General features: G+C 75.6%; 15 protein-coding genes and 1 pseudogene. 6 read left to right on the top strand and 10 right to left on the bottom strand.

The features are described from left to right. Position 1 precedes the first annotated feature (1 nt). The 4 genes from ABT160_RS11830 to ABT160_RS11815 all read right to left on the bottom strand — a co-directional run bounded on the left by ABT160_RS11830 (position 2) and on the right by ABT160_RS11815 (position 3015). On the bottom strand, positions 2–511 hold the full coding sequence (locus ABT160_RS11830; protein ID WP_351646539.1) for a hypothetical protein: 510 nt from the start codon (positions 509–511) through the stop codon (positions 2–4). Next, entirely contained in the window at positions 508–1473 is a 966-nt protein-coding gene (locus ABT160_RS11825) for a serine/threonine-protein kinase (protein ID WP_351646538.1), read from the bottom strand. The genes ABT160_RS11830 and ABT160_RS11825 overlap by 4 nt, the downstream gene beginning before the upstream one ends. A gap of 141 nt (positions 1474–1614) precedes the next feature. Continuing rightward, the gene (locus ABT160_RS11820; RefSeq protein ID WP_351646537.1) at positions 1615–2061 is read right to left on the bottom strand and encodes a GNAT family N-acetyltransferase; all 447 of its coding nucleotides are present in this window, start codon (positions 2059–2061) and stop codon (positions 1615–1617) included. A 51-nt stretch (positions 2062–2112) separates the two neighbouring features. Continuing rightward, the gene (locus tag ABT160_RS11815) at positions 2113–3015 is read right to left on the bottom strand and encodes a SigB/SigF/SigG family RNA polymerase sigma factor (protein WP_351646535.1); all 903 of its coding nucleotides are present in this window, start codon (positions 3013–3015) and stop codon (positions 2113–2115) included. A 447-nt stretch (positions 3016–3462) separates the two neighbouring features. On the opposite strand from ABT160_RS11815, the gene ABT160_RS11810 reads away from it, so the two are divergent. Beyond that, positions 3463–5364, top strand: coding sequence for a glycoside hydrolase family 5 protein (locus tag ABT160_RS11810; protein WP_351646534.1), 1902 nt, complete (start codon positions 3463–3465; stop codon positions 5362–5364). Positions 5365–5533: 169 nt separating this feature from the next. Continuing rightward, positions 5534–5878 (top strand): hypothetical protein, encoded by a 345-nt coding sequence (locus ABT160_RS11805; protein WP_351646533.1) that lies wholly within the window; start codon positions 5534–5536, stop codon positions 5876–5878. Between the two features lie 3 nt (positions 5879–5881). Here the strand turns inward: ABT160_RS11805 and mhpA are convergent, their stop codons facing one another. The 3 genes from mhpA to ABT160_RS11790 form a co-directional block, all read right to left on the bottom strand. Beyond that, positions 5882–7447, bottom strand: coding sequence for a bifunctional 3-(3-hydroxy-phenyl)propionate/3-hydroxycinnamic acid hydroxylase MhpA (gene mhpA, locus ABT160_RS11800; RefSeq protein WP_351646531.1), 1566 nt, complete (start codon positions 7445–7447; stop codon positions 5882–5884). A gap of 10 nt (positions 7448–7457) precedes the next feature. Then, positions 7458–8399, bottom strand: coding sequence for a VOC family protein (locus ABT160_RS11795; protein ID WP_351646530.1), 942 nt, complete (start codon positions 8397–8399; stop codon positions 7458–7460). A gap of 142 nt (positions 8400–8541) precedes the next feature. After that, positions 8542–9390 carry a fumarylacetoacetate hydrolase family protein gene (locus ABT160_RS11790; RefSeq protein ID WP_351646528.1) on the bottom strand — a complete coding sequence of 283 codons (849 nt, stop codon included), beginning with the start codon at positions 9388–9390 and terminating at the stop codon, positions 8542–8544. A gap of 122 nt (positions 9391–9512) precedes the next feature. Here ABT160_RS11790 and ABT160_RS11785 point away from each other — a divergent pair, with 122 nt between their 5' ends. Next, on the top strand, positions 9513–10193 hold the full coding sequence (locus ABT160_RS11785) for a GntR family transcriptional regulator (RefSeq protein WP_351646527.1): 681 nt from the start codon (positions 9513–9515) through the stop codon (positions 10191–10193). 61 nt (positions 10194–10254) lie between these two features. Here the strand turns inward: ABT160_RS11785 and ABT160_RS11780 are convergent, their stop codons facing one another. Beyond that, positions 10255–11238, bottom strand: a complete 984-nt coding sequence (locus ABT160_RS11780; protein WP_351646698.1) for an amidohydrolase family protein — start codon at positions 11236–11238, stop codon at positions 10255–10257. A 271-nt stretch (positions 11239–11509) separates the two neighbouring features. Between ABT160_RS11780 and ABT160_RS11775 the strand changes: the two genes are divergently transcribed. Next, the gene (locus tag ABT160_RS11775) at positions 11510–12286 is read left to right on the top strand and encodes an IclR family transcriptional regulator (protein WP_351646525.1); all 777 of its coding nucleotides are present in this window, start codon (positions 11510–11512) and stop codon (positions 12284–12286) included. A 22-nt stretch (positions 12287–12308) separates the two neighbouring features. Here the strand turns inward: ABT160_RS11775 and ABT160_RS11770 are convergent, their stop codons facing one another. Beyond that, a complete protein-coding gene (locus tag ABT160_RS11770; RefSeq protein ID WP_351646523.1) occupies positions 12309–13301 on the bottom strand; it encodes a LuxR family transcriptional regulator in 993 nt (330 codons plus the stop codon). 233 nt (positions 13302–13534) lie between these two features. On the opposite strand from ABT160_RS11770, the gene ABT160_RS11765 reads away from it, so the two are divergent. Both ABT160_RS11765 and ABT160_RS11760 read left to right on the top strand, forming a co-directional pair. Further along, on the top strand, positions 13535–14947 hold the full coding sequence (locus ABT160_RS11765; RefSeq protein ID WP_351646521.1) for an aminopeptidase P family protein: 1413 nt from the start codon (positions 13535–13537) through the stop codon (positions 14945–14947). A 191-nt stretch (positions 14948–15138) separates the two neighbouring features. Then, positions 15139–16338, top strand: a complete 1200-nt coding sequence (locus tag ABT160_RS11760; RefSeq protein WP_351646519.1) for an FAD-dependent monooxygenase — start codon at positions 15139–15141, stop codon at positions 16336–16338. Positions 16339–16504: 166 nt separating this feature from the next. On the opposite strand, the pseudogene ABT160_RS11755 reads toward ABT160_RS11760, so the two are convergent. Next, positions 16505–17053 (bottom strand): annotated as a pseudogene (locus ABT160_RS11755) (NsdA family TPR-like regulatory protein); the annotation flags it as partial. Positions 17054–17175: the final 122 nt, after the last annotated feature.

The raw sequence follows: 17175 nt of genomic DNA, 5'->3' as shown, positions 1-17175 counted from the left end.
TCTACAACGCGAACACCTCGTGGCACCGGGTGAACATCTGCCTCGCCTGAGCCGCCCAATCACTGGCCAGGGCGTCGAACTCCGCCCGCTCCATGCGGCAGCCGAGGGGCAGGGTGCACACCCCCGCGATGCACGGGTTCGGGCCGCGCACGTCCCACACCGACAGCATGGGGACCAGCTGTTCGGTGTTCCAGGCGTTCGCCGCGGCGGCGGCCACGGCGAGCTGGTCGGCCCGCAGGTTCCGGCCGTCGGTCATGAACGCGACCAGGAGCTTCTTGGTCGTCATGAAACGCACCGTCACCGTCCGCCCGCTGTCCGGCAGTTCGAAGCCGCAGGACACCGACACCGGATCGGCCACCGGGTGCAGCCCGTGCCCCCGTGCCCACCGGACGACCCACTCCCGCCAGTGCGCGGCGATCCCGGTCTCCTGCTGCTCCAAGGACGGCGTCCTCTCCGTGCCGTGGGGGTCGTACGGGTCCTGGGGCAGCGTGTCCCCGTCGCGCGCGCTCACGAGGCCGCGCGCCCGGACGCCTCGTACACCATCCGGTCGGTGAGCCCCGCGTCCAGCAGCGCCCGCGCGTGCAGCAGCAGGCACGACGGCACCGACTCGCTCACCCCGCGCGAGCGCCGGGCGCGCAGCTCGTCGGTGCGCACCTCGATGGTGCGCGACACCGAGGGGGGCCACTGCGCGGGGCGCTCCGCCCCCTCGCCGTCGAGCAGCGCGGAGCGCAGCTCGGCCAGGGCGGGCCGCTCGGCGGGCGCCTTGGCCAGGCAGCGGCGCAGGACCGCCTCCAACGGCCCCGGTACGTCGGCCAGATCGGGCTCGCCGTGCACGACCCGGTAGTGCACGGCGGCGTCGCTGCCGAACGGCGGGTGCCCGGCGGAGGCGTACACCAGCACGCCCGCCAGCGAGAACACGTCCCCGGGCGGACCGGACCGGCCGCCGGTGACCTGCTCGGGCGACATGTACGGCGGGGTGCCCATCAGCGCGCCGGTCCGGGTGAGGCCGGGCGCCCCGGCCATCCAGGAGATCCCGAAGTCGATGACCCGGGGCCCGTCCGAGGCGAGCAGCACGTTGGACGGCTTCAGGTCGCGGTGCACCACGCCCGCCGCGTGGATCGCGCCCAGCGCGTCGACCAGGCCGGTGCCCAGCCGCCGCGTCTGCTCCTCGGTGAAGGCGCCGTCGGTGGCGACGGCCTCCGACAGGGCGGGCCCCGGCACGTACGCGGTGGCCAGCCACGGCAGTTCGGCCTCCGGGTCCGCGTCCAGGACGGCCGCCGTGTGGGCGCCGCCGACCAGCCGGGCGGCGGCCACCTCGCGGGCGAAGCGGCGGCGGAACTCCGGGTCGGCGGCCAGCTCGGCGCGCACCACCTTCACCGCGACGACCTGTCCGGCGCGCGAGCGCCCCAGGTACACCCAGCCCATCCCGCCGGAGCCCAGGCGCCCCACCACGCGGTACGGCCCCACGCTCATCGGATCACTGACCGGACTGCGCACCCCGCCACCCCACTCGGCTCGCACGGCCGAAACCGGCTGTGCCCCGAGTGTCCCGCGCGCGGCGCGCGGGGGCAGCAGGGTTGCGCAAAGAGGCGCGGGCGGGACCGGGGCGGGCGGTCAGCGGGGGCGCGGCTCGCGCAGCATGTGCACGTCCACCGGGTCCTCGTCGACCGTGACGAAGCCGTGGCGTTCGTACAGCCGCCGCGCCGCGCTGCCCCGCAGGACGATCAGGCGCACCCGCGTCCCGTCCCGGTCGCAGCGCTCGAGGAGTTCGGCCAGGACGGCCGTGCCGACGCCGTCGCCCTGGGTGCGCGGGTCCAGGAAGAAGTGCTCCAGCCAGTGGGCGTCCTCGGCGGGGCGCAGGGCCACCGAGCCGGCGAACGCCCCGGCCACCTCGATGATCCAGGCGTGGGCCGGCTCCCAGGAGTCGCGCAGCCGCTGGCGCACCCGGTGCTCGTCGTAGCGGCCGAGCCGCACCAGGTCGGCCCGCATCGCCTCGGCCCGTACCTCCACGAGCAGTTCGAGGTCGCCCGCGCGGGGCCTTCGCATCTCCCAGTCCGCCATGATCGCCACAGTAGCGGGGGCGGTGCGCGGCCCGGCGCCCGGGGTGACCGCTCAGGCGGCGGCGTTCTGGCTGGTCACATGGGTGACGGGGCGGGTCGCGCCGCGCGGGCGGCGGCGGGCGGGCACCCGCGAGGGGAGCCGGGACTCGCGCTGGCCCTCCAGGACCTGGTCGCGCACCCGGGTGCAGGTGCGGGTGATCAGCCGGGAGACGTGCATCTGCGAGATCCCGAACTCCTCGGCGATCCGCGCCTGGGTCATGTCCGCGAAGAAGCGCAGGTACAGGATCCGCTTCTCGCGCTCGGGCAGCTCGTTCAGGACCCGCTTGACCGACTCGCGCTCCACGACGGTCTCGAAGCCCGCCTCCTCCTCGCCGATCAGGCCGCCGAGCGCGAGCGAGTCGTCGTCGCCCTCGGGGCCCTGGGCCCGCTCCAGGGAGAGCGTGCGGAAGGCGTCCATCGCGGCCTGGCCGGTGCGCACCTGCTCCACGGTGAGCCGGGTGCGCTCGGCGATCTGCTCCGGCTGCGGGTTCTTCAGCCCCTCGGCCTGGAGCTGGCGGCTGGCCCGGCGCACGTTGTTGCGCAGGTCCTGCACCGAGCGCGGCACGTGCAGCGACCAGGCGTGGTCGCGGAAGTGCCGCTTGATCTCGCCGGTGATGGTGGGGATCGCGTACGCCTCGAAGGCGCCGACGTCGTCGCGGTACCGGTCGATCGCCTTCACCAGCCCCATCGCGGCCACCTGGCGCAGGTCCTCGCGCTGCTCGCCCCGGTCGCGGTACTTGTCCGCGAGCCGGTACGCCATCGGCAGCCAGGCCCGCGCCAGCTCGTCGCGCACGGCGTCGCGCTCCGCCCCCTCGGGCAGGTCGGCCAGGTGCTGGAACAGGGCGCCGGTGTCCGGGTCGGCCGGGCGGCGCTGGGGGCGGGGACGGGGACGGGTGCCGGAGGGTGCGGTGTTCATCGGGAACTCCTGGAGGGCGACGTCAGGGGGGCGCCGGTGGACCCGTCCGCCGCGTCGTCGCGCTCCGGCAGGACCGGAGGACGCCGCGGGACGGGGTCCCGGCGCTCGCGCCTCTGGTCCGAAGCACGTGGGGCGCTTGTCCGGGAGGCCGGAGGGCAAACGTCGTCACCACCCCATTTTTTGGCCGCCCCGCGACGGGCGCCGTACCCGCACGTCACAGGCGTCCCGGGAGCCGCCGAGGGTGCGGGGCGCGGGGGCCGGGACGCGGGGGAACGGGGAGCCGTACGGGTGCGGTGCGCGGGGCGGTACGGGGGTGGGCGCCGGGGCCTGTGCGGGGCGGGCGCGGACCCGTACCGTTGTCCAGGTCACGTCAAAGCTGAGCCTTGCTCACGTTCGTGAGGAGAGCCCCATGGAGCACCGCGCCGAGCCCGACGCAGGAGGAGCGCCGTGAGACGACTGCTGGCCCCGGCCCTCACCGGCCTGCTGCTGCTCGCGGCGGCCGCCCCGCCCGCCACCGCCGCGCCCCGCGCCGACGCCCCGGAGGCCGCGGCCGCGGCCCCGCTCGCCGAGGCCTGGCGCCCGCCGCTGAGCACGCGCGGGCGGTACGTCGTCGACGCCGACGGCAACCGCTTCAAGCTCAGGTCCGCCAACTGGCAGGGGGCGCAGGGCTCCTGGAACGGCTCCGGCGACGTCGACGACCCGGCCAGCCACCACGACGGCGAGAAGTCCGACCAGATGCCGCTGGGCCTGGACCGCGCGTCCGTGCCCGACCTCCTCGCGGGCTTCCGCGCGCTCGGCGTGAACAGCGTCCGGCTGCCCTTCTCCAACGAGATGCTGCACGACACCCGGCCCGTCCCGGACGCCGCCGTCGCCGCCAACCCCCAGCTGCGCGGCCGCACAGCGCTCCAGGTCCTGGACGCGGTGGTGGCCGCGACCACCGCCGAGGGCTTCGCCGTCGTCCTCAACAACCACACCAACACCTCCCGCTGGTGCTGCGGCGTGGACGGCAACGAGCGCTGGAACACCAGTCAGACCACCGCGCGCTGGGAGGAGGACTGGCTCTTCCTCGCCCGCCGCTACCGGGAGGACAAGCGCGTCGTCGGCGCCGACCTCTACAACGAGGTCCGCCGCAACGTGCTGGACGACCCCAACTGGGGCCTGGGCGACGACCACGACTGGTGGCAGGCCTCCCAGCACCTCGCCGACCGGCTGCTGACCGAGGCGAACCCGGACCTCCTGATCATGGTGGAGGGCATCAACTGGACGGGCCTGCCCGTCGACGGCCTCCCGCACGGCCGGCCCACCCTGGAGCCCGTCCGCACCCTCTCGCACACCCTGGTGCGCTCGAACAAGCTGGTCTACGCGGCCCACTTCTACGGCTACACCGGGCCCCGACACTCCGGCGCCACCGGCATCGGCGAGACCAGCGACCCGCGCTACCAGGACCTGACGCGTGAGGAGCTGTTCGCCACGCTCGACCGGCAGGCCGGCTTCGTGGCCGCCGACCCCGGCACCGGGCAGCACTTCACCGCGCCCGTGTGGATCAGCGAGTTCGGCATCGGGGCCGACGAGGGCGCCGAGAAGCCGCGCGCCTGGTTCCGCGCCTTCGTCGACTACCTGCTCGCCCGGGACCTGGACTTCGCGTACTGGCCGCTGCTCGGCTGGACCGGGCACGGCACCTGGTCGCTGGTCAACTACGACGCGCGGGGCCGCCGTTCGGGCGTGCTGGACGGCGGGGACTGGCGCGCGGCCGACTGGCGCCGCCTGGTGGAGGGGCCGGGCAAGGCGGGTCCGGTCGCCGCCGCCGACACCTGGGACATGCTGGACCTCGACCACGCCGACGCGGTGCAGTCGCTGCGCGTGCGGGCCTCGGGCGACTGGGACGCGGGTGCCCGCAAGGGCGTCTGCCCCGACGGCCAGCGCCTGGCCGGTCTGGCCCACCGGGACGGCCGGGGGCTGTGCACCGACGCGGGCGCTTCCCAACTGGCCGCGCCCGGAGGTGTATTGACGGTCGTACGCGACGAAGGCCAGGTCCAGCAGGGTGACTGGGCCTCCGGGTACACCAAGTACCAGTGCCCGAAGGGCCAGTTCATGATCGGCTACAGCGTGCGCGGGCAGGCCGTCTCCGGCGCGCTGTGCGCCGCCGCGTCCCGCGCCCTGCCGACCGACGGGCGCACCGTCTGGTTCGACCGTGGCGACAACCGGCCCGCCGGGAACCCCGGTGGCGAATTCGCTTCCGGGAACTACAAGGGCCAGTGCACCACCGGGGAGTACGCGGCCGGGGTCGCCTTCAGTCACGCCTGGGCCAGGGGCGGAGTGCCCGCGGCCCTGCTCTGCCGCCGCCTCTGAGCACCCGCGGGCTCCGGTCCCCACCCGCCGGGTCCCCGGGAGGTTTGAAGTCCTCCCGGGGACCCGCAGGAGTGAAGAACGACGGGCTTCGGCCAAAGACGGGTCCACACAGCCGCTGAATTCCGGTCAACACCCGTGTGGTCCGTACCTGCCCGCGTACGTTCGCGTCATGACCGAGACGACCATGCCGGAGCCCATCGGGGTGTGCTGCCCACTGGCGTACGTCTTCCGCAGCTCCTACGAACGCGCCCGCCGCCGGGTCGAGGCCGCGTCCGGCCCGGCGGCGGCCCGCTACTGGACCGGGCGCGCCGCCGAAACCCTGGGCCACTGGGCCGAGCACCAGATCGAGGCCCACCGGGCGCAGGCCGTGCCGGATCGATCCTGCACCGCCTGCCTGGAGTTCGAGCTGCCCGGCCACCCCGGAGGCACGACCGCCGAGGGCTGGGACCACGAGCGCCGGGTGCACCACGTGGCCCACCGCCTGGTGGCCCGCACCATCGTCCAGGCGGGCTGACCCTCACCCGGCCAGGGCCTTCCGCAGCGACGCGAGGACCGCGCGCAGCCCGTCGGCGTCCGCGAACGTCCCGTACACGTAGTGGTCCGGCCGCACCACCGCGCCCGCCAGGCCGAGACCGGCCAGGTGCGCCAGGTGCAGTCCGTCCACGTCCACCGCGTCGTGCGGGCCGTCCCCGGGCGCGTCCGCGGGCGTGAACCGGACCGTGCGCGCCCCGATGCCCGCCAGGAACTCCCGCTCCCCGTCGCCGAGTCCGGCCAGCACGTCACCGCTCGCCCAGAGCGCGAAGCCGTGCCCCACCGCCTGGTCGAGCAGGTCCGTCACGCCCCGCCGGCGCACCCGCCCCTGCGGACTCAGCGCACCCGCCGCCCCGTCCGGCCGCCCGTCGGCGCCGCGCAGCACCAGCCCCTCGCCGAGCGCGGCGGGCGGCACCGGCGGCAGCTCGCCCCCGGTCGCCACCAGCGCCGCGTCCCGGGCGTCCGCCGCCGCCGGATCGGTCACGCAGATGACCTTCCCCAGCTCCACGGACATCCCGATGGCGTGCCGCACGTGCGCCGCGCGCTCGGAGGCGTACGTGTCGAGGACCGCCGGGGCCGCTGCGCCCCGCACGACCAGCGCCAGCTTCCAGGCCAGGTTCGCCGCGTCCCGGATCCCCGAGCACATGCCCTGCCCGGCGAACGGCGGCATCTGGTGCGCCGCGTCCCCGGCGAGCAGCAGCCGCCCGTCGCGCCAGCGGTCGCACCAGCGGGCCTGGAAGGTGTACAGCGCGTGCCGCTCCAGGACCGCGTTGCCCGCGTCCACGCCCCACGGCGCGAGCAGCTTCCACGCCGCCGCCTCGGTGTCCAGCTCCTCCCGGCTCTCCCCGGGCATCCGCATGAACTCCCAGCGCCGCCGCCCGGGACCGCCGGAGACGGCGGTGGTGGGCCGGACCGGGTCGCACACCTGGACGTTCATCGGCGACCACACCGGCTCCTCGTGCGGCAGCACGTCCACGATCAGCCAGTCGTAGAAGAACCCCAGGTCGGTGACGGTGGTGTCCATCGCGGTGCGCACCAGGCTGTTGGCGCCGTCGCAGCCCACCAGCCAGGGCGCCCGCAGCTCCGCCTCCGTACCGTCCGCGCGCCGCGCGGTCAGGCGCGCCCCGTCCGCGTCCTGGGCCACCGACAGCGCCTCGGTGCCGCGCTCCACGGTGATCAGCGGCTGCGCCGCGGCCGCATCGGCGAGCGCCGCCTCCAGGTCCGGCTGGTGGAACATCGACGCGGTGGGCCAGCCCGAGGGCCCGGTGCCCGACCAGTCGAAGCGCAGCAGCGTCGTACCGGCGGCGTTGCGCCACTCGTAGGTGTCGGCCCGGGCGGTCCGCCCCGCGGCGTACGCGCCGACGCCCGCGCCGGCCAGCAGCCGGGCCACCTCGTCGTCGAAGTGCACGGCGCGCGGCAGCGGGTAGGGCCGCGGCCACCGCTCGACCACGGTGACCCGCACCCCGTCGCGGGCCAGGAACAGGGCCAGGGCCAGGCCGACCGGCCCCGCCCCGACGACCAGGACGTCGGCGTCCGGCGGCTCCGTGGACATCCGCGGCCCCCTACGCGCCGGGGGCGTCGTGCGCCCCCGCCATCAGGGCGGCCAGGTCGTCCGGCGCGAGGAACGACGGCGGCGGCGGAGGACCCCAGGACCACAGCGCGCGCGTCCCCTCCCACACCCCGGGCTTCCACAGCGCGTCCTCGACGATGCAGTCCAGGTCGGAGTAGTACTCGGAGAAATTGCCCGCCGGGTCCTTGAGGTACCAGAAGAAGTTGGAGCCGATGAAGTGCCGGCCCAGGCCCCAGGTGTGCCGCCCGGGGTCGGCCTCCAGCATGGCGCTCGCGCCCCGGCCGATCTCGTCGACGTCGTCCACCTGCCAGGACGTGTGGTGCAGGAAGGGAACCGGGGCCTGCTGCACCAGCACGTTGTGGTGGTCGGTGGAGCAGCGCATGAAGGCGGCCAGCTCCGGGACGGTGTCGCTGACCTTGAAGCCGATGCCGTCCTCGAAGAAGCGCTGCGAGGAAGCCTGGTCGGTCGAGCCGAGCACCACGTGCCCCAGCTTGCGCGGGCGCACCGGCCCCTGGCGCAGCACGCCGGGCGCCCGCTCGTTCAGCCGGGGCGCGTCGCCGGGCACGTTGTACGGGGCGGGCGCGGGCGGCTCCTGGGCGAGGCGGGCGGCGATCTCCACCCGCACCAGCACGCCGGTGCCGGGGTCCAGGGCGCTCACCGAGGCGGCCTCGCGCCGGGGGGCCAGGCCGAGGGCGGTGAGCGAGGCGGCCACCCGGTCCAGGTCGTCGGGGTCGTCGGCGCCGACGCCCAGTTCGAGCAGCCGGCGGCGGGGGGCCCCGGTGATGCGCAGCTGCTCGCCGCCGTCCGTGGTGGACAGCACGTGCGCGGGGCCCCGGGCGGCGGAGGCGGTGAGCCCGAACTCCTCGTAGTACGCGGCGGTGCGCGCGGGGTCGGGGACGCCCATGACGATGTCGGTCAGTCGGTGCAGTGGCATGTGCGGCTCTCTTCGTCGAGAAACGGCTCGTACTGCGGTGTCTCGTATCTCTCGTACTGTGGTTGTCTCTCGTGCTGCGGTGTTCTCCGGGGCGTGTACTGCGTGGTGACGGGTCGTCAGCCGGTGAGCGGGGTACGCGTGTTCAGCCGGTGAGCGGGGTGCGCAGGGTGCCGACGCCCTCGATCGTGGTGAGCAGGACCTCGCCCGGGGACAGGAAGCGCTGCGGGTCGCGGGCCATGCCGACCCCGGACGGCGTGCCGGTGAAGACCAGGTCGCCCGGCAGCAGCGGGCACACGGCGGAGAGCTGGACGATCAGCTCCGGGACGTCGAAGATCATGCAGGAGGTGCGGCTCTTCTGCAGGACCTCGCCGCCCTCCAGGGCGCAGGAGATCGCCAGGTCCCCGGGGTCGGCGAACTCGTCGGTCGTCACCAGCTCGGGGCCCACGGGCGCGAAGCCCGGGTAGGACTTGCCGAGCGAGAACTGCGGCACGGGGCCGCTGAGCTGGAGGTCCCGCTCGGAGAGGTCCTGGCCCACCGAGAGGCCCGCCACGTACGACCAGGCGTCCTCGCGGGCGGCCCGGTGGCAGCGGCGGCCGATCACCACGACGAGCTCGGCCTCCCAGTCGACCTTGCCCCCGGGCAGCTCGACCGGGGCGTCGTGGCCGGCGACCGAGGTGGGGAACTTGGTGAACACGGTGGCGGAGGCGGGCTCGTCGAGGCCCGCCTCGGCTGCGTGCTCGCGGTAGTTGAGGCCGATCGCGAAGACCTGCGCGGGCCGGGGGACCGGCGGGCCGTAGGAGCCGCCGTCGGGTGCGGGGCCCTCGGCGGGGCCGGCCAGCCCCGCCCCGCGGGCCCAGGCGGTGAAGGCGTCCCAGTCGCGGTACGCGTCCTGCGGGTCGGGGCCGAACCGGCCCCCGCTGGCCTCGGCCACGTCCACGCGGCCACCGGGGCCGCGCAGGACCAGTCGTCCGTCGATGTTCGCCAGGCGCATGGGTTCTCCCGTCGAGAAGGGGATGGGTGCGTGTGCGGCCCAGTCTCGGACGCAAGTATCGCCAGAGCAAGAGAATAACGATATTTTCTGAGACTGGCGTGATCCTGGTACTCTCCGTGACCATGGCGGAGGCGAAGCGGACGCGGGCGGCCACGGTGTACGAGGCCGTGCGCGAGGAGATCTTCCAGGGCGCCCTGGGCCCCGGGCGGAAGCTGCGCCTGGTGGAGCTGGCGGGCCGGTTCGGCGTCAGCCAGTCCGTGGTGCGCGAGGCCCTCACCCGGCTCTCCGAACAGGACCTCGTCGTCGCCGCCCCCCAGCAGGGCTTCCGGGTCGTCACCCTCTCCCGCGCCCACCTCGACGAACTCACCGACGCCCGCGTCGAGGTGGAGTCCCTGGTGCTGCGCCGCTCGGTGCTGCGCGGCGACATCCGCTGGGAGGCCGCCGTGGTCGCCGCCCACCACCAGCTGGCCGGAACCCCGGTCGTGGACGCCGAGGGCAAGCCGAACGACGCCTGGTTCGCCGTCCACGAGCGCTTCCACCAGGCCCTGCTCGAAGGGTGCGGGAACGAGCGGCTGCTGTCCGTCGCCATGGCCCTGCGCGACGCCGCGACGCTCTACCGGCGCTGGTCCATCCCGATCGCCCGCGACGTGGCCCGCGACGTCACGGCCGAGCACCGCGCGCTGATGGACGCCGCCCTGGCCCGCGACCCGGACCGCGCCGCCGAACTCCTGGCCGCGCACCTGGACCGTACGGCGCAGGCGCTGCGCGCGGTGGTGGACGAGACGGCGGGGACGGTCGCGTAACCCGGGGGAGCGTACGGTCGCGCAACGCCCGGGACCCGCGCGGCCGCACGGCCCCGGAAGGTCAGAGGACGCGCTCGCCGAGGAGGCGGCGCGCGTTGCGGCCGGTCAGCTCGCGCCAGGTCGTCCCCCCGGGCTGCGGCGCCGCGTCCAGCGAGGCGGCCTGCGCCAGGACCGCGGCGTCGGGGGTCCAGCAGGCGTCGCTGCCGTAGAGCATCCGCTCGGTGCCGAACACCCGCTCAAGCGTGGGCACTTGATCGGGGAACGGGGTGCCGGCCACGTCGTACCAGAGCCGCCCGAGCTCCTCGCGCACCGCGACCGGCGGCGCCCCGGGCGCGGGGGGCAGGATCCGCGCGAACAGCTCCAGGCGCGCGGCCAGCAGCGGCAGCACCCCCGCGCCGTGCGTGAACACCCAGCGGATCCCCGGGTACCGCGCCGTCACCCCGCCCAGGACCAGGTCCGAGGCGGCCCGCGCGGTGTCGAAGAGGAACTCCAGCATCGGCCGGGGCCGCCCCAGCGACACCGCCTCCCCGTTCGGCGGGGACGTCGGGTGCACGAACACCACCGCGCCCCGCCGGTCGAGCTCGGCCCACAGCGGCGCGTACCGCACGTCACCGGGGTAGACCCCGTGCGCGTTCGTCTCCACCGCGAGCCCGTCCGCGCCCAGCACGTCCAGCGCGTACGCCGCCTCGGCCAGCGAGCCCTCCACGTCCGGCAGCGGCAGCGACGCGAAGTGCCCGAAGCGGTCGGGGCGTTCGCGGTGCAGGTCCGCCGCGAACTCGTTCACCTCGCGCGTCAGCGCCCGGGCGGCCGCGTCGTCACCGAAGTGCGTACCGGGCGAGGACACCGAGAGCACCGAGAGCCCGATGCCCGCCGCGTCCATCAGGGCCAGCGCGCCCTTCGCGCTCCAGGACGGCCAGCCCGGCATGCCGTCCGGGTGCGCGATGCCGGCCCGCCGGGCGGCGTCGACGTACCCCTCGGTCACGAAGTGCGTATGGACGTCGACGAACGGGACGGGCTCCGGGACTGACGACGGGACGGGCTGCAGTACGGGCGACGGCTCGGGCTGCAGTACGGGCGACGGCTCGGGCTGCGGTACGGGCGAGGGCACGGGCTCCGGTACGGACGACTGCTCGGGCTGCGGTACGGACGGCACGGACTCACCTCACGGGCACGGGGAACGCCCCGGACACGGCACGGGGCCCGACCCCCTTACGGTAGGAAGCGCGACCGGTGGGCGGCACGTGCTGTTCCACTGAGTGGCACACCGATCGGGTGGCCCCGCCCGGAGCACCGCACACGCACGACAGGGAGCGGCCATGGGCCAGGACGGCGGACGCCCGCCCGGCGAGGCGGTCGTGGACCGCGCCTTCGCGGTGCTGCGCGCCTTCGACGCCGACCACCGCGCCCTCGGCCTGGCCGACCTGGCCCGCCGCGCCGCGCTGCCGCGCAGCACCGCCCTGCGCATGGCCCGCCACCTGGTCGCGGCCGGTGCGCTGGAACGGCTCGGCGACGGGCGGTACGTCATCGGGCTCGGCCTGCTGGAGATCGCCACGCTCGCCCCGCGCGGCCACGGCCTGCGCGCGGTGGCGATGCCCCACCTGGAGGACCTCTTCCACGTGATGCGCCGCCACGTCCTGCTCGCGGTGCGCGACGGCGGCGAGGCGCTGCTCGTCGAGCGGCTCTCCGCCCCGGAGGCCGGGCCCGTGCGCTACCGGGTCGGCGGCCGGATGCCCCTGCACGCCAGCGGCGCCGGACTCGTCCTGCTCGCCTTCGCCCCGCCCGCCGAGCAGGACCGCGCGCTGGCCGGCTTCACGCCCGCCGAGGGCCTGGACGCCGTGCGCGACGCCGACGACCTGCGCCGGGTCCTCGCCGAGGTCAGGCGCGCCGACCACGCGGTCGGCAGCCGGCTGCTGCCCCATCCCCGCGCCACGGCGGCGGCCCCGGTGCGCGGCCCCACCGGCGCGGTCGTCGCCGCCCTCTCGGTGGTCGGCCCGAGCGACGGCTTCGACGCCGCCTCCTGGATCCCCGCCGTCCGCGCGACGGCCCGCGCGGTCTCCCGACGGCTGCGCGAGGACGCCCCGGGGCCGCGGTGACCGGCCCCCACGGGCCCTGACCTCACAGCCACCCCTGCCGCTGCGCCTGCAGTGCCATCTGGAAGCGGTTCGCCGCCCCGAGGCGCGCCATCAGCACCTGCAGGCGGCGGAAGAGCGTGCGCCGGCTCACGCCCAGCTCCCGGGCGATCACCTCGTCCGTCGCGCCGCCCGCCAGCAGCCACAGCAGCCTGCGGTCGGCGGGGGCCAGGCCCCCGGGGCGGGTGGTGCGGCCGTGGAACGGCAGGGCGTTGTGCCAGCACTGCTCGAACAGGGCCGTCAACGCCGAGAGCAGCCCGCACGGCTGCACGATCAGCGTCGTGTGGTGCACGTCGGTCTCGCTGATGGCCAGTGACACCAGCGCGTACGCGTCGTCGATGATCATCAGCTTGACCGGTACCGACGGCAGCACCCGGGCCTGCTCCCCGGCCTTGACGCACGGCTCGATCGACTCGGCCAGCCGCCCGGGGTACTCCAGGGACGCCCGCGAGTACACCACCCGCTGCGTCACCCCCCGCGCCAGCGTCGCCAGCGCGTCCTGGGTCGCCGTCGCGGAGGGCAGCGGGTAGTACGGCGGCGACTCCAGCTGCCGGATCTCCCGCCGGGCGCTCGCCCACGCCTGGCGCGCCCGCGGCCCCACCGCGTCGCCCGTCACCACTTCCACCAGGCCGTCCCTGAACGACTCCAGGTGCTGGCGGCGGAACGCGTCGAAGGCTCCCGCCACCGCGATCCGCGACTCCTCCAGCTCCGCCGCCCGGTGCCGGGCCAGCACCTCCAGGCCGGCCGCGGGCGGCACCGGCGCCACCACGCCCGCGCCCTCGTCCACGGCGCCCGCGAGACCGGCCCGCACCAGCGCCGCGTACGCCTCCGCCAGCTCCGCCCCGTCCAGGTCCGCCGCCGCGGCGACCTCCTGGAGCGGCGCGGGCGCCAGGTCGAGCAGCGTCAGGTACAGCCGGGCCGCCACCGCGTCGATCCCCAGGAGTCGCAGGGCCTCGCCCAGTCGCGCACGCGTCGTCATGGCCCGATTATCCGCCGCCCGCACGCACCGCGTGTCCGTTCCGTGCCACTGGCACCAGCGGGCGCCCCGCCACACCCGCGCGCCCCGCCGTGTCCGATCAGTGCCACTGGCACGACCACGCCCCGCGCGCCCACCGGCGGGGATACGGTCCCCCCGCCGCCGAAGACCGGCGACGGCGAGGGGCCACCGCACCGGCCCCCGCCGCTGAGGACCCACCCGGAAGCAGGTGCCCCGTGGCCAAGCGCCGCAAGAACGGTCTCTACGCCGAGATCTCCCCGGAGCTGTCCGCCCTGATGCGCACCGGCTGGGCCGACACCGAGCGGCACGACCTGGACCCGGCCGAGCAGGCCCCGCACGCCGCCCGCCGCCGCGCCGCCCTCTCCGCGCGCTTCCCCGGCGAGCGCCTCGTCGTCCCCTCCGGCAACCTCAAGGTGCGCTCCAACGACGACACCTACCCCTTCCGCCCGCACACCGCCTACGTCCACCTCACCGGCGACCAGGCCCGCGACGGGGCCCTGGTCCTGGAGCCCCGCGCGGACGGCGGCCACGACGCGTACTGCTTCCAGCTGCCGCGCGACGGCCGCGACGACGACGAGTTCTGGACCGGCCCGCACGCCGAGCTCTGGACCGGCCGCCGCCGCTCCCTCGCCGAGTCCGAGCGGGTCCTCGGCCTGCCCTGTCGCGACGTGCGCCGGGCCGCCGAGGACCTGGCCGCCGCCGACGGCGTGCCCACCCGGATCGTCCGGGGCGTGGACCCCGCCCTCCAGGCCGCCGTCAGCACCGACGCCGAGCGCGACGACGAGCTGGAGGAGGCGCTGGGCGACCTGCGGCTGGTCAAGGACGACTGGGAGATCGGCGAACTGCGCAAGGCCGTCGACTCCACCGTGCGCGGCTTCACCGACGTCGTCGGCGAGCTGACCCGGGCGGTCGCCACCTCCGAGCGCTGGATCGAGGGCACCTTCTTCCGCCGCGCCCGCCTGGAGGGCAACTCCGTCGGCTACGGCTCCATCTGCGCCGCCGGCGAGCACGCCACGATCATGCACTGGACCGACAACGACGGCCCGGTCCGCCCGGGCGAACTGCTGCTGCTCGACGCGGGCGTGGAGACCCACACCCTCTACACCGCCGACGTCACCCGCACCCTGCCCGTCGACGGCACCTTCACCGCCGTGCAGCGCACGGTCTACGACGCCGTGTACGAGGCGCAGGAGGCGGGCATCGCGGCGGTCAAGCCCGGCGCCGCCTACCGCGACTTCCACGAGGCGTCCCAGCGCCACCTGGCCGCCCGGCTCGTGGAGTGGGGCTTCATCGAGGGCCCGGCCGGGCGCGCGTACGACCTCGGCCTCCAGCGCCGCTTCACCATGGCGGGCACCGGGCACATGCTCGGCCTGGACGTCCACGACTGCGCCCACGCCCGCAACGAGGAGTACGTCGACGGCGTCCTCGAACCCGGCATGTGCCTGACCGTCGAGCCCGGCCTGTACTTCCAGGCCGACGACCTGACCGTGCCCGAGGAGTGGCGCGGCATCGGCGTGCGCATCGAGGACGACATCCTGGTGACGGCCGACGGCAACGAGAACCTGTCGGCCGGTCTGCCGCGCTCGGCCGACGAGGTCGAGGCCTGGATGGCGAAGCACGCGGGCTGAGCCACCCGCGAGGTGTGAACACGGGGGCGCCCACCGGCAGTTGGCCGATGGGCGCCCCCGAGCCTGTCGGCGTCCTGTCGGTGCGCGGTCGGTGCCCGTCGGCACACGGTCGGTGGTCTGTCGGCGCCGCCCGGGAGTGTGGTGGCACACAGACCAGCGCGACCACACGGCCGAAACGGGAGAACACCGCCATGGCGAACAGCATCCGCCCGCACCACGCCCGCCCCCAGTCCGTCCTCGTCTCCGGCGCGGGCATCGCGGGAACCGCGCTCGCCTACTGGCTCCAGCGGTACGGCTTCCGCGTCACCGTCGTCGAGCGCTTCCCCGACCTGCGCGGCGGCGGCCAGGCCATCGACGTGCGCGGCACCGCCGTCGACCTGGCCGAGAGGATGGGCATCCTGCCCGAACTGCGGGCCCGCAGGACCCGCCTCCGCGGCATGTCCGAGGTCGACGAGCAGGGCCGCGAACTGCGCCGTTCCACCGAGCGCACCGTCACCGGCGGCGCCGTCGACGGCCCCGACGTGGAGATCCTCCGCGACGAACTGGCCGGCCTGCTGATCGGCGCGGCCGGACCGGGCGTGGAGTACCTGTGGGGCGATTCCGTCGAGACCCTCGTCCAGCACGACGACGGCGTCCGGGTCCGCTTCGAGAGCGGCGACGAGCGCGACTTCAGCCTCGTCGTCGGCGCCGACGGCCTGCACTCCAGGACCCGCCGCCTGGTCTTCGGCCCCGAGGCCGACTACCTGCACCCCCTCAACACGTACATCGCCTCCTGGAGCGTGCCCAACCACCTCGGCATCGAGGACTGGGAGGTCATGCTGGCGACCGAGGCCCCCGGCATCTGGGGCTGCATGGCCATGACCGCGCGCCACAACACCGAACTGCGCGTCTTCGTCGGCTTCCTCTCCGACGAGCCGGTCGAGCGCGTCCTGCCCCGCGACGTCGAGGCCCAGAAGCGCATGGTCGCGGAGCGCCACGCCGGGCTCGGCTGGGAGGTGCCCCGCTTCCTCAAGGGCATGTGGGAGTCGGAGATCTTCCACTGCGACGTGGTCGCCCAGATCAAGATGGACCACTGGTCGCGCGGCCGGGTCGCCCTCCTCGGCGACGCGGGCTACTGCTGCTCGCCCATGACCGGGCAGGGCACCAGCGTGGCCCTGATCGGCGCCTACGTCCTGGCCGGTGAGCTGCACGCGGCCGACGGCGACCACGTGGCCGCCTTCGCCGCGTACGAGGACCGGCTGCGCGACCACGTGGCCCGCAACCAGGCCCTCATCGCCCTGCACGACACCCAGGACCCGGACGGCGCGCCGCACGACGAGTTCGAGGGCCCCGGCATGGAGGCCGACGAGACCTTCCGGGCGGCCACGGTCATCGAACTGCCCGAGTACTGACCGGAGTCGGCGTAGGGGCGGCCGGGGCGTCCCGGCCCGGGGTCCGGGCGGTGCCGCGCGGCGCGGCACCGAGCAGCACCGGCGCGGCGGGCAGCGCACGGGCCAGCGCGTAGCGTCCGCCGGGCACCGGCCGCACCAGGCCCTGCTGGACGAGCAGGGCCAGTGCTGCCGCCTCCGCACGCCCGAACCTCCCTAGAGCGGCGCCCAGTTGCTCGCGGGACAGGGCCCCGGACGGGGCCCGCGAGACCAGGTCGAGGATGCGCGGGGCGCCCTCGGAGGGCGATGCCGTGCGCGCGCCCGCCGGTCCGGGCAGGGCGGCCGTACCCCGCGCGAGGCCGGCAGCTGCGTGGCGCCGGTTCAGCACCAGGTCCATGCCGGTGAACTCGGTCAGGACCGCGGCCGTACGCTCCGGAGGCCACGGGAAGCCGTCGGCGCCCCGGTCCGTGGGGACGGACCCTCCTTGCGGAAAGCCGAGTTCGGCGACCGTGACGGTCCGTCCCAGGCGCTCGGTGAACAGTGCGGCCAGCGCCCGGGGCACCGGATCCCGCGGCCGCTCGCCCAGCTCAAGCCAGCGCCGCACCCGGGACGTGTCGGTCGCCAGGTGGGGGTGGCCGAGCGCGGCGGCCTGCCGGTTCACCAGCCGGGCCAGCTCGCCCCGGGACCAGCCGGCGAGCCCGAACAGGTCCGCGAGCCGGGTGTTGGGCCGCCCCGGCACTCTGGGGGGCGGCGCGGGCGCGGGCGGCGGGGGTGGCGCGTCCGGGGCGGAGCGCGCCGGGCCCCGCAGCCGGCCCGCCAGGCCCGCCGCGAACGCCCGCACCCGGGCGGCGGCCCGGCGCC

The sequence above is a fragment of the Streptomyces sp. NPDC001941 genome (genome assembly GCF_040296945.1).
Taxonomy (GTDB): Bacteria; Actinomycetota; Actinomycetes; order Streptomycetales; family Streptomycetaceae; genus Streptomyces.
This window is presented reverse-complemented; position numbering and strand designations above follow the sequence as displayed.